Annotated in this window: 12 protein-coding genes; 10 read left to right on the forward strand and 2 right to left on the reverse strand. The window is 73.4% G+C overall.

Annotated features, from left to right (window positions below; all coding sequences use genetic code 11):
* The first annotated feature begins 207 nt into the window (after window positions 1-207).
* From EV284_RS10480 to EV284_RS10515, 8 genes are all read left to right on the forward strand, one after another.
* Window positions 208-2,427 carry a bifunctional diguanylate cyclase/phosphodiesterase gene (locus EV284_RS10480; RefSeq protein ID WP_130332566.1) on the forward strand — a complete coding sequence of 740 codons (2,220 nt, stop codon included), beginning with the start codon at window positions 208-210 and terminating at the stop codon, window positions 2,425-2,427.
* A gap of 171 nt (window positions 2,428-2,598) precedes the next feature.
* A complete protein-coding gene (gene gatC / locus EV284_RS10485; protein WP_018544665.1) occupies window positions 2,599-2,895 on the forward strand; it encodes an Asp-tRNA(Asn)/Glu-tRNA(Gln) amidotransferase subunit GatC in 297 nt (98 codons plus the stop codon).
* Window positions 2,896-2,901: 6 nt separating this feature from the next.
* Window positions 2,902-4,395 (forward strand): Asp-tRNA(Asn)/Glu-tRNA(Gln) amidotransferase subunit GatA, encoded by a 1,494-nt coding sequence (gene gatA, locus EV284_RS10490; protein ID WP_130332568.1) that lies wholly within the window; start codon window positions 2,902-2,904, stop codon window positions 4,393-4,395.
* Entirely contained in the window at window positions 4,392-4,631 is a 240-nt protein-coding gene (locus EV284_RS10495; protein ID WP_030808328.1) for a hypothetical protein, read from the forward strand. Before gatA ends, EV284_RS10495 begins: the two co-directional genes overlap by 4 nt.
* Window positions 4,632-4,647: 16 nt before the next feature.
* Complete coding sequence (gatB, locus tag EV284_RS10500) at window positions 4,648-6,162, forward strand: Asp-tRNA(Asn)/Glu-tRNA(Gln) amidotransferase subunit GatB (RefSeq protein WP_130332570.1); 1,515 nt, start codon at window positions 4,648-4,650, stop codon at window positions 6,160-6,162.
* A 105-nt stretch (window positions 6,163-6,267) separates the two neighbouring features.
* Window positions 6,268-6,630 (forward strand): hypothetical protein, encoded by a 363-nt coding sequence (locus EV284_RS10505; protein ID WP_130332572.1) that lies wholly within the window; start codon window positions 6,268-6,270, stop codon window positions 6,628-6,630.
* 52 nt (window positions 6,631-6,682) lie between these two features.
* Entirely contained in the window at window positions 6,683-7,258 is a 576-nt protein-coding gene (locus EV284_RS10510; RefSeq protein ID WP_130332574.1) for a GNAT family protein, read from the forward strand.
* Between the two features lie 35 nt (window positions 7,259-7,293).
* The gene (locus tag EV284_RS10515) at window positions 7,294-7,836 is read left to right on the forward strand and encodes a hypothetical protein (protein WP_130332576.1); all 543 of its coding nucleotides are present in this window, start codon (window positions 7,294-7,296) and stop codon (window positions 7,834-7,836) included.
* A gap of 46 nt (window positions 7,837-7,882) precedes the next feature.
* Here the strand turns inward: EV284_RS10515 and EV284_RS10520 are convergent, their stop codons facing one another.
* Window positions 7,883-9,034 (reverse strand): PQQ-dependent sugar dehydrogenase, encoded by a 1,152-nt coding sequence (locus EV284_RS10520; protein WP_130332578.1) that lies wholly within the window; start codon window positions 9,032-9,034, stop codon window positions 7,883-7,885.
* A 66-nt stretch (window positions 9,035-9,100) separates the two neighbouring features.
* A complete protein-coding gene (locus EV284_RS10525) occupies window positions 9,101-10,099 on the reverse strand; it encodes an aldo/keto reductase (protein ID WP_130332580.1) in 999 nt (332 codons plus the stop codon).
* 74 nt (window positions 10,100-10,173) lie between these two features.
* On the opposite strand from EV284_RS10525, the gene EV284_RS10530 reads away from it, so the two are divergent.
* Both EV284_RS10530 and EV284_RS10540 read left to right on the forward strand, forming a co-directional pair.
* A complete protein-coding gene (locus tag EV284_RS10530; RefSeq protein ID WP_130332582.1) occupies window positions 10,174-11,118 on the forward strand; it encodes a 2-hydroxyacid dehydrogenase in 945 nt (314 codons plus the stop codon).
* Between the two features lie 373 nt (window positions 11,119-11,491).
* Entirely contained in the window at window positions 11,492-14,491 is a 3,000-nt protein-coding gene (locus EV284_RS10540) for an EAL domain-containing protein (protein WP_165425499.1), read from the forward strand.
* The last annotated feature ends 153 nt before the right edge of the window (window positions 14,492-14,644 follow it).

Below are 14,644 nucleotides of genomic sequence, written 5' to 3' on the forward strand. Positions count from 1 at the left end.
GCATTCGGGCGACCGTCCACGACCGCTGCCCGAGGAAGCCCTCCGCGGCCTACTGTTGAGGGGTGCGCCCGCCGTGCCCAGCCGCGGCCGGTGCATCCCCGTGCCCGACAGCCGGCACGGGGAAGGGCTTTCCACCGCCGAGCCGCTGAGGGTCCTCGGGGCCAGGGCCGCGTGGCGTGGGCACCGCCGGCTGTGAGAGGGACGGGAATGGAACCGACCGAGAGCGTCGCCCCCGGCTCGCGGCCGCGCCTGCGCCGCCGCGCGGGCGCGTGGCGGGGGAACCGGTGGACCGGGCACGGCAAGGGCCGCGCGGGACCCAACTCCGGCGCGGACGGCGCCGATCCGCACGCGGCGGTGATGCTCACCGCCGACCTCGCCCCGCTGCCGGACGGCCAACGGCGGCCGGGCCTACCGTCGTTGCCCGCCGTCCTCGCAGGTTCGGCCGCGCTCGCCCTCGGCGCCGGGCTCTACGGCGCCTTCAGTGGCGGCCACGCGCTCTTCCCCGCCGGTACGGCCGGGTGGGCGCTGGCGCTGCTCACCGGCCTCGTCGTCGGCCATCTCGTCATGCTGGGCCGGGCCCGCTGGAGCGGCGGCACCGCCTCCGGCGCGGCCCTCACCCTCGCCACCCTGCTGCTGTACGGCTGGGTCCCGGCCGGGCTGGTCAGCCTCACCGTCGTCGTCCTGGTCGGCGCCGCCCGGCGCAACTGCCGCCGCGAGGGCCTGCTGCACGGCGCGGTGGACATCCTCGCCATCGGCGCCGGCGCCCTGGTGCTCGGTGCCTTCGGCCGGGTCGGGAGCGTCGAGGCGCCCTGGCGGCCGGGCAGCTGGGGACTCGGTACCGTCCCCGAGGTGGTGCTCGCCGCGGGCGCGTATCTGGTCGTCAGCCGGGGGCTGCTCTGGTACCTGCACGCCCCGCGCGGGGGCGGGGTGCCCACCGTCGCCCGGACCGCGCTGGTCAGACAGGGCCTCGTCGCCGTCGCCCTGCTCGGCATCGCGCCGCTGGTGTGCGTGGTCGCCGACGCCCGGCCGGCGCTGCTGCCGCTGTTCGTCATCCCGCTGATCGCACTGGACTCCACCCTGTGGATGGCGCGGGCCCGCGCGGAGGAGCAGTTGCGCGACCCGCTGACCGGCCTGCCCAACCGGCAGTGGCTGCTGGAGCGCATCTGGACCGCGCTGGACGACGCCGAACGCATCGGCGCCCGCTCGGCGTTGATGCTGATAGACCTCGACCGCTTCCGGTCGGTCAACGACACCCTCGGCCATCTCGCCGGTGACCGGCTGCTGTTGCAGATCGCGGACCGGCTCCGCAACGCCCTGCCGGACGGAGCGGAGGCCGCCCGGCTCGGCGGGGACGAGTTCGCCGTCTTACTGCCCCTGGCCGACTCCACCACGTCGGCCACCCGGATCGCGCGCGGGCTGGTCACCGCGCTCGGCTCGCCCCTCGACCTCGACGGACTCACGCTCGTGCTGGAGGCCAGTGCGGGCGTCGCCGTCTTCCCCGACCACGCGCAGGACGCCGAGGGCATGCTGCGCCGCGCGGACGTGGCGATGTACCAGGCCAAGCGGGACCGCTCCGGTGTGGAGGCGTACGAGTCCAAGCGGGACTCCAACACCCCCGACCGGCTCGCCCTGCTGGGCGACCTGCGCCGGGCGCTGGACGCGCACGAGGTCCAGCTGCACTACCAGCCCAAGGTCCGCTTCGACGGCCAGGTGGCCGGCCTGGAGGCCCTGGTGCGCTGGGTGCACCCGGAGCGGGGCAAGGTGCCGCCGGACGAGTTCATCGCGATAGCCGAGTCCTCCGGGCTGATGCCGCACCTCACCGAGTACGTGCTGGAGACCGCCCTCGCGCAGGTCGCCCGCTGGCGCGAGCAGGGGCTCAGAGTGCCGGTCGCGGTGAACGTCTCCCCGAGGGACGTGCACACCCCCGGCTTCGCCGGGTCCGTCGCCGCCCGGCTGGCCCGGCACGGGGTCCCGGCGGGGGCGCTGCAACTGGAGATCACCGAGCATGTGCTGCTGGAGGACCCGCAGCGGGCCGCCGACACCCTGGCCGCGCTCGCCGGACACGGCGTGAAGATGTCCCTGGACGACTTCGGCACCGGCTACTCCTCCCTGGTGCACCTGCGGCGGCTGCCGGTCAGCGAACTGAAGATCGACCGCTCCTTCGTGGCCCGGCTCGCGGTGGACGCCGAGGACGCGGCGATCGTGCGCTGCACCGTCGACCTCGCGCACTCGCTCGGCCTGGTGGTCGTCGCCGAGGGCGTCGAGGACGACGAGACCTGGGAACACCTGCGCGACCTGCGCTGTGACGCCGTACAGGGGTGGCTGGTGGCCGCGGCGATGCCGCCCGAGGAGACCACGGCCTGGCTCCAGGCCCGGGGCTCCCGCGGCTGGCAGCGGCCCCGCGCGGCGCTGCCCGCGGGGGAGTAGCCCCCGGCCCGTGCCGGGGGAACGTTTCCCCCCGACGATCACCACGCCGGGCCGTACCGCCCCCTCAGCGCGGCCCCGGCCGGGGGCCCCGGGGAAACCGTTTAACGGTGACCGGCCCCCGCCCCATAGGATTGGGCCAAACCGCACACACTCACCCCAGAGGATCGCTGCATGCCTGGCATCACGCGCGAGGAGGTCGCCCACCTCGCCCGGCTGGCGCGTCTGGAGCTGAAGCCCGAAGAGCTCGACCACTTCGCCGGCCAGCTCGACGACATCATCGGCGCGGTCGCCCGCGTCAGCGAGGTCGCCGACCAAGACGTACCGCCGACCTCGCACCCGCTCCCGCTGACGAACGTCATGCGGGCGGACGAGGTCCGTCCCTCGCTCACCCCCGCGCAGGCGCTCTCCGGCGCCCCCGCCCAGGAGCAGCAGCGTTTCAAGGTGCCGCAGATCCTGGGGGAGGACTAAGAAGTCATGACCGACATCATCAAGCTCACGGCCGCCGAGACCGCCGAGAAGATCGCCTCCGGCGAGCTGACGGCCGTCGAGGTCGCCGAGGCACACCTGGCGCGCATCGAGGCCGTCGACGAGAAGGTGCACGCCTTCCTGCACGTCGACCGCGAGGGCGCCCTCGCCCAGGCGCGCGCGGTGGACGCCAAGCGCGCCCGCGGCGAGAAGCTCGGCCCGCTGGCCGGCGTGCCGCTCGCGCTGAAGGACATCTTCACCACCGAGGGCGTGCCGACCACGGTCGGCTCGAAGATCCTCGAGGGCTGGCTCCCGCCGTACGACGCGACGCTCACCAAGCGGCTGAAGGCCGCCGACGTCGTCATCCTCGGCAAGACCAACATGGACGAGTTCGCCATGGGGTCCTCCACCGAGAACAGCGCCTACGGCCCGACCGGCAACCCCTGGGACCTCACCAAGATCCCCGGCGGCTCCGGAGGCGGCTCCGCCGCCGCGCTCGCCGCCTACGAGGCCCCGCTCGCCATCGGCACCGACACCGGCGGCTCCATCCGCCAGCCGGCCGCCGTCACCGGCACCGTCGGCGTCAAGCCGACCTACGGCTCGGTCTCCCGCTACGGCATGGTGGCCTTCTCCTCCTCCCTCGACCAGGGCGGCCCCTGCGCCCGTACGGTCCTGGACGCGGCCCTGCTGCACGAGGTCATCGCCGGTCACGACCCGCTGGACTCCACCTCCATCGACGCCCCGGTCCCGCCGGTCGTCGAGGCCGCGCGCAACGGCTCGGTCGCGGGGATGCGGGTCGGCGTCGTCAAGCAGTTCCGCGGCGAGGGCTACCAGGCCGGTGTCCTCCAGCGCTTCGACGAGTCCGTCGAGCTGCTGAAGGAACTGGGCGCCGAGATCGTCGAGCTGGACTGCCCGTCCTTCGACCTCGCGCTGTCGGCGTACTACCTGATCGCGCCGTCCGAGTGCTCGTCCAACCTCGCCCGCTTCGACGGCCTGCGCTACGGCCGCCGGGTCGGCGACGACGGCACCCACTCGGCGGAGGAGGTGACCTCCCTCACCCGCGAGGCCGGCTTCGGCGCCGAGGTCAAGCGCCGCATCATGCTCGGCACGTACGCCCTCTCCAGCGGCTACTACGACGCCTACTACGGCTCCGCGCAGAAGGTCCGCACCCTCATCACGCGGGAGTTCGAGAAGGCGTTCGAGCAGGTCGACGTGATCGTCTCCCCGACGACGCCGACCACCGCCTTCGCGATCGGCGAGCGCGCCGACGACCCGATGGCGATGTACCTCGCCGACCTGTGCACCATCCCGACGAACCTCGCGGGCAACGCGGCCATGTCGCTGCCGTGCGGTCTCGCCCCGGAGGACAACCTCCCCGTCGGCCTCCAGATCATCGCCCCGGCGCTGAAGGACGACAGGCTGTACAAGGTCGGCGCCGCCGTCGAGGCCGCCTTCGTGGAAAAGTGGGGTCACCCGTTGATCGAGGAGGCACCGTCGCTGTGAGCGCACTGAACAAGGCCAAGGGCTTCAAGCAGTCGAGGTCCGGCACGTACCTGTCCATGGCCGGCACCGCGTTCAGCGCGGTCGGCGTGGCCAAGCAGATCAAGAAGGCCCGGTCGGAGCAGGACACGCTGCGCCTGATCGACGCCGCCGCGTCCGCCGTCGCCATCGTCACCGGCCTCGCCATCCTCTACCGCGAGCTGAAGCGGCTGGGCGACGACGACGTCCTGCTGGGCTGAGAGGGAAGTTTTCACCGTGACCACCACGACCGACCTGGTGTCGTACGAGGACGCGCTGTCGTCGTACGACCCCGTCATGGGCCTTGAGGTCCATGTCGAACTCGGCACCCACACCAAGATGTTCTGCGGCTGTTCGACCGAGCTGGGCGCCGAGCCCAACTCGCAGACCTGCCCGGTCTGCCTCGGCCTGCCCGGCGCGCTCCCGGTCGTCAACGCGACCGGCGTCGAGTCCGCCATCAAGATCGGCCTCGCGCTGAACTGCTCGATCGCCGACTGGTGCCGCTTCGCCCGGAAGAACTACTTCTATCCGGACATGCCGAAGAACTTCCAGACCTCCCAGTACGACGAGCCGATCGCCTTCGACGGTTACCTCGACGTGCAGCTGGAGGACGGTGAGACCTTCCGCGTGGAGATCGAGCGCGCCCACATGGAGGAGGACACCGGCAAGTCGACGCACGTCGGCGGCGCCACCGGCCGTATCCACGGCGCGTCCCACTCCCTGCTGGACTACAACCGCGCGGGCATCCCGCTCATCGAGATCGTCACCAAGCCCATCGAGGGCGCGGGCGAGCGGGCCCCCGAGGTCGCGCGTGCCTACGTCCGCGAGCTGCGCGAGGTCATCCGGGCCCTCGGTGTCTCCGAGGCGCGGATGGAGATGGGCCAGATGCGCTGCGACGTGAACCTGTCGCTGCGCCCGCACGGCCGGGAGAAGTTCGGCACGCGCTCGGAGACGAAGAACGTCAACTCGCTGCGCTCGGTCGAGCGCGCCGCCCGCTTCGAGATCATGCGCCACGCGGCCGTGCTCGACGGCGGTGGCACGATCGTCCAGGAGACCCGCCACTTCCACGAGGACACCGGGTCGACGACCTCGGGCCGCGTGAAGGAGGAGGCCGAGGACTACCGGTACTTCCCGGAGCCCGACCTCGTCCCCGTGGCGCCCTCGCGCGAGTGGGTCGAGAAGATCCGCGCCGCGCTGCCCGAGCTGCCGCTGGCCCGCCGTACCCGCCTGCTGGCGGAGTGGGGCATCTCGGCCACCGACATGCAGTCGATCACCAACGCCGGTGCGCTGGACCTGATCGTCGCCACCATCGACGCCGGTGCCGACGCGGCCTCCGCCCGCAAGTGGTGGATGGGCGAACTGGCGCGCAGCGCCAACGAGTCGGGCACCTCGCTGGACGATCTCGCGATCACGCCGGTGCAGGTCGCGCGGGTCACCGAGCTGGTGAACTCCGGTGACCTCAACGACAAGCTGGCCCGCCAGGTCATCGAGGGCGTCCTCGCCGGTGAGGGCACGCCGGACGAGGTCGTGGAGAAGCGCGGTCTGAAGGTCGTCTCCGACGAGGGCGCGCTGACCACCGCCGTCGACGAGGCCATCGCCGGCAACCCGGCCATCGCGGACAAGATCCGCGGCGGCAAGGTGGCGGCGGCCGGCGCGCTGGTCGGCGCGGTCATGAAGGCCACCCGTGGCCAGGCCGACGCCGCCCGCGTCAAGGAGCTGATCCTGGACCGGCTGGGCGTGAGCGAGGGCTGAGTCCCCGCTGACGGTGGCCCCGGAGGATCGGTCCTCCGGGGCCACCGTCCGTTTTCCGGGGGGTGCGGAAGGCCCCCCGGAACCCAGGCGCTACGCTCGCCCGCCATGAGTGGACGTACCGATTCCGTCGCCGGACCCGTCGAGGCCGAGGAGGCGGAACGGGCCGAGCCCACCGAGGACACACGGGCTGTCACGGAGCACGACGAGGCGGCCGAGTTCTACGACGAGGCCCGCCGCGCCCGCTGGCTCGCCACCGGCACCGGTGCCCTCCTCGCCCTCGCCGGAGTGGCCGCCGCCCTGCTCCGCCTGACCGGCCCCGCTCCCGTGCTGGTGCCCGCCGCCTACGCCTCCGGTGCCGCCGTCTGCGCGTGCGCCGCCGTCCTCGGCGCGCGGGGCCGCACCCGCCGTGCGCTGTGGCTGCTGATAGCCGGGACGATGATCATGGCCCTGGGTGATCAGTTCGACTGAGCCCCGTGAAAGGCTCCCGCCCCAGGAGCCCCACGGAAGGAACCGCAGCACGATGTACGCGACATCACTGGGCGAGGACGGCGCCGAACTGCGCCCGCTCGAGGTCTGGCACGCGGCGGAGCTGTTCGCCAACATCGACGGCGACCGCGAGTTCATCGGACGCCATGTCGCGCTGCCGGACGTGGTGCCCGACCTGGAGGCCGCCCGCGCCTACCTGAAGGGGTACGCCGACAAGCGCGCCACCGACACCGGGAGCCTGCACGGCATCTGGCTGGACGGCAGGCTGGTCGGCGCCCTGATGTTCCGGCTGTGGGACACCGGCACCGGCGTCGCCGAGGCGGGGTGCTGGCTCGTACCCGGGGCGAGCGGGCGCGGGCTCGTCACCCGGGGCATGGCGGTCCTGCTCGACTGGGCCTTCGGCGAGCGCGGCATGCACCGCGTGGAGTGGCACGTCTCCTCCGTCAACCAGCCCAGCATCGCGGTGGCCCGGCGGCTGGGCATGAGCCGCGAGGGCGTGCTCCGCGAGAACTACCCGCACCGCGGCGTGCGCACCAGCACCGAGGTCTGGGCCGTACTGGCCCCCGAGTGGCGCGCCGCCCGCGAAGCCGCGGCGCATGGCGGGCGTTAAGACGCCTCTCAGACTGCGTCCGTACGGTGCCGGGCATGGCTACGAAGACAGCGGAAGGCGCCGGGACCGACACCGGCGCACAGCAGGACGAGACGGTGGCGGAGACCGCCGTGACCGAGGAAGCCCAGGCATCCGGGCAGCGGGAGCCCGGCGAGGAGACGGCCGACGCCGAGCCGCGCCGCGCGTCCGGGGTCGGCCAGGGCGCCGGTGCCGTGGTGTCCGCCGCGCTCGGCCTGGTCTCACTCAACGGTGGCTGGGTCGGCACCGTCGCCTCGGCCCGCGCCCAGCTCATGGGACAGCTCAAGACCTCCTCCCAGGCAGGGGTCGCCCAGCAGATCAAGGCGGTCTACGGCGACGCCTGGCACGCCACCGCCCTGTGGGCCGGCCTCTTCGCGGTGGCCGCGCTGGTCGTGGGCGTGGGCGTGCTCGCCCGCCCCGCGTTCGGCGCGCCGGGCCGGCCGCAGGCCCCGTGGATCAAGTCGGTCGCGTGGGGCGGTGTCGCGCTCGGCGTCGTCGGCCTGCTGCTGGCCGCGCTGAAGTACTCCGACGCGCTGCTCGGGCTGCCCTCGGCGGGCTGACCGCGGGAGCGGGGGCGGTCGGGGGCGGTGTGCCGCACCGCCCCCGTCAGCGCACCCGCAGCTCCAGCAGGCGGTCGTCGCCCTGCTCCGGGTCGCCGCGGCCGTCGGTGTTGCTGGTCAGCAGCCACAACCGGTCCTGCCCGGCCGGGGCCACGGTGCGCAGCCGGCCGTACTCGCCGTCGAGGAACGCCTGCGGCGGGGCCGACGCCGAGGTCGAGCGCAGCGGGACGCGCCACAGGCGCTCGCCCCGGAGGCCGGCCATCCAGATCACGCCGTCCACGAAGGCGATACCGCTCGGGGACGCGTCGTCGGTGTGCCACTGGGCCAGCGGATTCTGCAGGCGCGCGTCGGTGCCCTTGCCCTCGGTGCCGGGCCAGCCGTAGTCGCCGCCCGGCTTGATCGCGTTCAGCTCGTCCCAGGTGTCCTGCCCGAACTCCGAGGCGAACAGCCGCTGTTGCCTGTCCCAGGCCAGACCCTGCACATTGCGGTGGCCGTAGGAGTAGACCGGGGAGCGGCCGAGGGGATTGCCCGGCGCCGGTTCGCCCTCCGGGGTGATCCGGAGGATCTTGCCGCCGAGCGACTTCCTGTCCTGGGCCAGCCCCTTGTCGCCGCTCTCGCCGGTGCCGGCGTACAGCATGCCGTCCGGGCCGAAGGCGATGCGGCCGCCGTTGTGGATGTGGCCCTTGGGGATGCCCTTGAACACCGTGTCGGGGGCGCTCAGCTGATCACCGGGTGCCCGCTTCTCGTCGTAGCGGACCCGGACCACGCGGTTGTCGGAGGCCGAGGTGAAGTAGGCGTAGACCATGTGGTCCGAGGCGAAGCCGGGGGAGAGGGCGATGCCCAGCAGGCCGCCCTCGCCGGCGGGCTCGACCCCGGAGACGCGGCCCGTCACCGTCTTCCTGCCGGTCCTGGCGTCGATCCGGGTGAGGGTGGCGTCGTCGCGGGAGGAGACCAGCAGGTTCCCGTCCGGCAGCGGTGCCAGCCCCCACGGGCTCTTCAGGCCCTCGGCCACCGTCCGCAGCACCTTCACCGAGCCCTTGGCGGGCGGCGCTGTGGCGGAGGGGGACTGGGCCGGGGCGGTCACCATGCCGCCGGAGGGCGATCCCCGCCCGTCACCCCCGTCCGAGGAGCAGCCCGCGGCCAGCAGCAGCGCGGTCGCGGCGAGTACGGCGGGTACGGTTCGGCTTCGCACGGTCAAGGTCCCTTCGAAGGGGTCGCACCGACACTGCTACCCCACCAGACGCGCACCGTGTGCGTCCCGCGTTCAGTCCCACGATCCCAGCGCCGGGGGCAGCGCGGCCACCTCGGCGAGATCCTCGGGGGTCAACCGCAGCGCGGCCGCCGCCGCGTTCTCCCGTGCCCAGCGCTCCCGCTTGGTGCCGGGCAGCGCGACGACCTGCGGTCCCTGCGCCAGCACCCACGCCAGCGCCACCTGCGCCGGGGTGACGTCCTCGCCGTGCCGGCGCGCGATGCGCCGGAGTCCGGCCACGACGGGCTGGTTCGCCGCCATCATCTCGGCCGTGAAACGGGGGTGGCGGGCGCGCAGATCGTCCGGTTCGAAGCCCTCGCCCGGGGTGAGCGTCCCGGTGAGGAAACCATTCCCCAGGGGCATCGCCGCGAGGAGGCCGATGCCCCGCTCAGCGCACCAGGGCAGCAGCGCGGTGAGCGCCTCCGGCGACCACACCGAGAGCTCCGCCTGCACCGCGCTCACCGGGAACACCTGCTGCACCCGCCGCAACTGGCGCAGCGTGCCGTCGTACAGCCCGTTCCCCGGGCGGCGTCCGCCGCGCGCGCCGACCGCGCACAGGCCCAGCGCGCGGACCTTCCCCGCCCGGACCAGATCCGCCATCGCGCCCCAGGTCTCCTCGACGGGGACCTCCGGGTCGGCGCGGTGCAGCTGGTACAGGTCGATCACGTCGGTCTGCAGGCGGCGCAGCGAGGCGTCGCAGGCGCGCCTCACATAGCCGGGGCTCCCGTTGGCCACGATGTGCTGATCACCCACCAGCAGCCCGGCCTTGGTCGACACGAAGGCGTCCGCGCGCCGCTCCCTCAGCACCCGGCCCAGCAGCAGCTCATTGGTGAACGGGCCGTACATGTCGGCCGTGTCCAGCAAGTCGGACCCGAGGTCCAGCGCGCGGTGCACGGCCCGGAGCGACTCCTCGCCCCGCTGCCGCGACCCGCTGTACGCCCAGCTCATCGGCATGCACCCGAGCCCCACGGCCCCCACCGAGAGCGCCCCCGTGCCGATCGTCCTGCGCTCCACCTGCCGCGAACCTCCCTCACCGAGGCTCCCAACCTAACCGCTCACCCCCGGCTGTCTGAACTAGCCTCCTGACCATGAGCGAAGACGTCTGGCTGCCGATCCCGCCCGAGGAGATCAAGGGTCTGCCCGAGGGCCCGGACTACCTGTTCTGGGACGGCGGGCAGGAGGAGTTCCCCGGTGATCCGGCGAGGTGCGCGGTGTACGTGGTGCCGTACATGCGGCGCGAGCCCGTGAAGGTGCGCCCGCTGGAGGCGATGACCGGCCTGCGGGTGGTCCAGACGCTCACCGCGGGCGTCGACGACATCACCGCGCACCTCTCCCTGATCGTCCCCGGCGTCCAGCTCTGCAACGCCCGCGGCGTCCACGACACCAGCACCGCCGAGCTGGCCCTCACCCTCACGCTGGCCTCGCTGCGCGGAATCCCGGGGTTCGTGCGGGCGCAGGACGAGGAGCGCTGGCAAGGGGAGTTCCGGCCCGCTCTGGCCGACCGGAACGTGCTCATCCTCGGTTACGGGGCGATCGGTTCGGCCATCGAGGACCGGCTCGCGCCCTTCGAGGTGGGGCGCGTGATCCGGGTGGCGCGCTCTGGGCGCACCACCGCGCGCGGGGTCGTGCATCCGCTCACCGAACTTCCCCGAGTGCTCCCGGACGCGGACGTGGTGATCCTCGCGACGCCCCTCACCGACGAGACGCGGGGCCTGGTGGACGCCGCCTTCCTCGCCCGCATGAAGGACGGCGCCCTGCTGGTGAACATCGCGCGCGGGCCCGTGGTCGACACCGACGCCCTGCTCAGCGAGGTGGAGAGCGGGCGCCTCACCGCCGCGCTGGATGTCACCGACCCCGAACCGCTGCCGCCGGGGCACCCGTTGTGGCGGGCGCCGGGCGTACTGATCACCCCGCACGTGGGCGGCCCCAGTTCGGCGTTCCGGCCGCGCGCCGAGCGGCTCCTGGTGGACCAGTTGACCCGGTTCGTGAACCATGAGCCACTGCGCCACGTGGTCCTCACCACCGGGGCGTGAGCCGCTTGTCGGCACCCTCCGCGACCCTTCGGGCGCGTTGTGTGCCCGCATAGTCGCTGGTCGTCACGGAGAGTAGAGAAGCTATGTCCCTGAGTGACGATCCTGGTGTATCGTCCCGACAGGGGTGCGCCGCCGACCGATCGGCGCCGGGGACGAACATTTCAGCTCTGTGAGGGGGGCGACGGGCGATGCACGGCCTATGGACGAACGATCCGACGCGGCGGAGCCGCCGACGGCGACCCTGGCGCACGACCGCGTGCAGGCGCGAGCGGCCGGCGAGCCGGCTCGCCCTGCACCCCCGGCCGGGCGCCCGGCGCAGGCATCCGCACCGGCCCCCGAGGGGCACCGGCGCGACCCGCACCGGGAGGGTGCGGTGAGTGCGCCGCCGGTGACCACGACCGCGCTCGACGGGGCGCCCCGCGCGCCGCAGCAGCCCGTCCGCACGCCCCCCACCCGGCCACCGGCAGCGGCCGGCGACGGATCGCGGCTCACCCAGCAGCTCGCCCTCGCCCTGCTCTGCGCGGCCTACGCGGTCGGCTCCGCCCTCGACTGGGGGGACGAGCAACTGGCGCTGTTCATGGGTGACTTCGGGCTCAGTGCGGCGGCCGGCACCGCCGCCGTCTCCTGCTTCCTCTACGCCCGCAGCCGCCGCGTCCGCTTCCGCCCCGCCTGGCTGCTCTTCGCCCTCTCCTCCGCGATGGCCGCCCTGGGCAACGCGGTCTGGGGGTGGTACGAGGTCGTCCTGGAACGCACCGTGCCGAGCCCCAGCTACGCCGACCTGTTCTTCCTCTGCTTCGCGCCACCCGCCATCGTGGGCCTGCTGGTGCTCGCCAAGCGCCCGGCGAGCCGGGCCGGCTGGATCTGTCTCACGCTGGACGCCTGGCTCATCGGCGGCTCGCTGCTCACCCTCTCCTGGAGCCTGGCCCTCGCCCAGACCGCCCGGATCGACGGCCCGAGCGTCGAGCACACCGCCCTCTCGCTGGCCTACCCGCTGCTCGACATCGTGCTGGTCAGCATGGTGCTCGCACTGCATTTCCGGCGCAGTCCGGGCAACCGCACCGCCGTCAACACCGCGATCGGCGCCCTGGCGCTCACCGTGATGTGCGACGCGCTGTTCACCTCGCCCCTGCTGCACAGCAGTTACCGCTCCGGGCAACTGCTGGACGCGGGCTGGTTCGCGGGCTCCCTGCTGCTCGCCTACGCCCCCTGGGCCGCACCCCGGGGGCGCGAGGGCGACAGGGGCGCCGCCGGGACCCGTGCCCGGTACGAGCGCGTGCCGGGCCAGCGCGGCCCGTCCACCGCGCAGCCGCATCCGCCGGGCACGGAGGGCCACCGGTACCCGTCCGGACGGCCGCTCACCGGCTCGCTGGCCGCCCTCACCCCGTACCTCGCCGCCGCCGTCTGCACGCTGGGCATCCTGTACAACGTGCTCAACGGGCGCCGGCCCGACCACGTGGTGCTGATCACCGCGGGCGCCGTGGTGCTGGCCCTCGTCATCCGCCAGGGCATCATGCTGCTGGACAACATCACCCTCACCCAGGAACTGGCGCAGAAGGAGAACCACTTCCGCTCCCTGGTGCAGGGCTCCAGCGACGTCATCATGATCGCCGCGCCCAACGGCGTCCTGCGCTACGTCTCCCCGGCCGCCGCCGGGGTCTACGGCAGCAGCGCCGAGGCCCTGATCGGCACCGAACTGGCCGCCCTCATCCACCCCGAGGACCTGGGCTGCGTGGTGCACGAGGTGCGCCGCTTCCTGGCCGCCGACCCGCTGGCCGAACCCACCACCCGCATCGAGTGCCGCTTCCGCTCCGGCCGGGGCGGCTGGCTCAACGTGGAGTCCACCGTCAACCGGCACCACGGCGGGCTGATCTTCAACAGCCGGGACGTGACCGAGCGGGTCCGGCTCCAGGCCCAGCTCCAGCACAACGCCGAGCACGACCCGCTCACCGACCTGCCCAACCGCGCCCTGTTCACCCGGCGTGTCCAGCAGGCCCTGTCCGGGCGCCGGGCCACCGACCGGGGGGCCGCCCTGCGCGGCACGGCCGTGCTCTTCATCGACCTCGACGGCTTCAAGGCCGTCAACGACACCATCGGCCACCAGGCCGGGGACGAGCTGCTGATCCAGGCCGCGCGCCGGCTCCAGGACTCCGTGCGCCAGGGCGACACCGCCTCCCGGCTCGGCGGGGACGAGTTCGCGGCCCTGATCACCGGGGACGGCACCCGCGACCGGGCCGCCCGCGAGCGGCACATCCTGGAGCTGGCCGACCGGCTCCGGCTCACCCTCTCCCAGCCGTACGCCATCGACGGCAACGATGTCCGGGTCAACGCCTCGATCGGCGTCGCCTTCGCCGAACCCGGCCTCGGCGCGGGGGAGCTGCTGCGCAACGCCGACCTGGCGATGTACCGGGCCAAGGCCGGCGGCAAGGGCCGGGTGGAGCTGTACAAGCCCCAGATGCAGCAGGACGTGGTCCGCAAGGCCGAGCTGGCCGGGCGGCTGCGCGCCGCGCTGCACGAGGGCGAGTTCGCGCTGCTGCACCAGCCGGTGGTGTGCCTCAGCGGCGGCCGGATCGCCTCGGTCGCCACCCACGCGCGCTGGCGCTCCGCCCAGGGGGTGCTGTTCACCCCGGCCGAGTTCCTGCGGGTGGCCGAGGACGGCGACCGTACGGCCGAGCTGGAGCGCTGGATACTCCAGGAAGCCGTCGAGCAGGCCGCCGAGCGCGCCGCGGGCGGCCTCGTCGTCCCGGTGTCGGTACGGATGAGCGCCCGGCGGCTGCTGGACCGTTCGCTGCCGCTCGGCTCCATCGAGGCGCTGCTCACCCGGCACGGACTGCCGCCCGGCGCGCTGATCATCGAACTGTCCGGCACCGACCCGCGGATCTCCCAGGACGAGCTGGAGCGCCGCCTGACCGCGCTCAGCCGCCTCGGGGTGCGGATCGCGCTCGACGGCTTCGGCAGCGGCCACGCGGCCATCACGGCGCTGCGCAGGCTCCCCGTGGACATCCTCAAGCTCGACCGCGGGCTGATCGAGGGCGTCGTGGAGTCCGCCCGGCTGCACAAGATCACCAGTGGGCTGCTGCGCATCGCCGGCGACCTCGGCCTCCAGACCGTGGCCGAGGGCGTGGACCTGCCGGAACAGGTGGTCGCGCTGCGTGCCATGGGCTGCACTCACGGCCAGGGCATGGCGTTCGCCGGGCCGGTGGACGAGTACCGGCTGCGCCGGGCGCTCGCCTCCGGCCGTTTCCCGGTGCCGCACGCCCCGGCCGAGCCGGTCTTCGCCGGGAAGGGTGCCGGGCTCTACCCGGGGACCAGGTCCACCGTGTTCGGCGGGACGGTGCTCCGCTCACATGATGAGACGGCTGTCCCACCCACTTGACACATGGTGTGCGCCGGGGGGAGGGTCAGTGCCATGCGCACCCGAATTCTCGTACTTGGAAAGCGCGTCGGCTGAGCTGGGGCTTCGTCGGACACCGTCCGGAAATCCCAGCACCCCTCACCGACGCGCTCCCCTCGCTTGCCTCACGGCACG

The sequence above is a fragment of the Streptomyces sp. BK022 genome (genome assembly GCF_004217355.1).
GTDB lineage: Bacteria > Actinomycetota > Actinomycetes > Streptomycetales > Streptomycetaceae > Streptomyces > Streptomyces griseoluteus.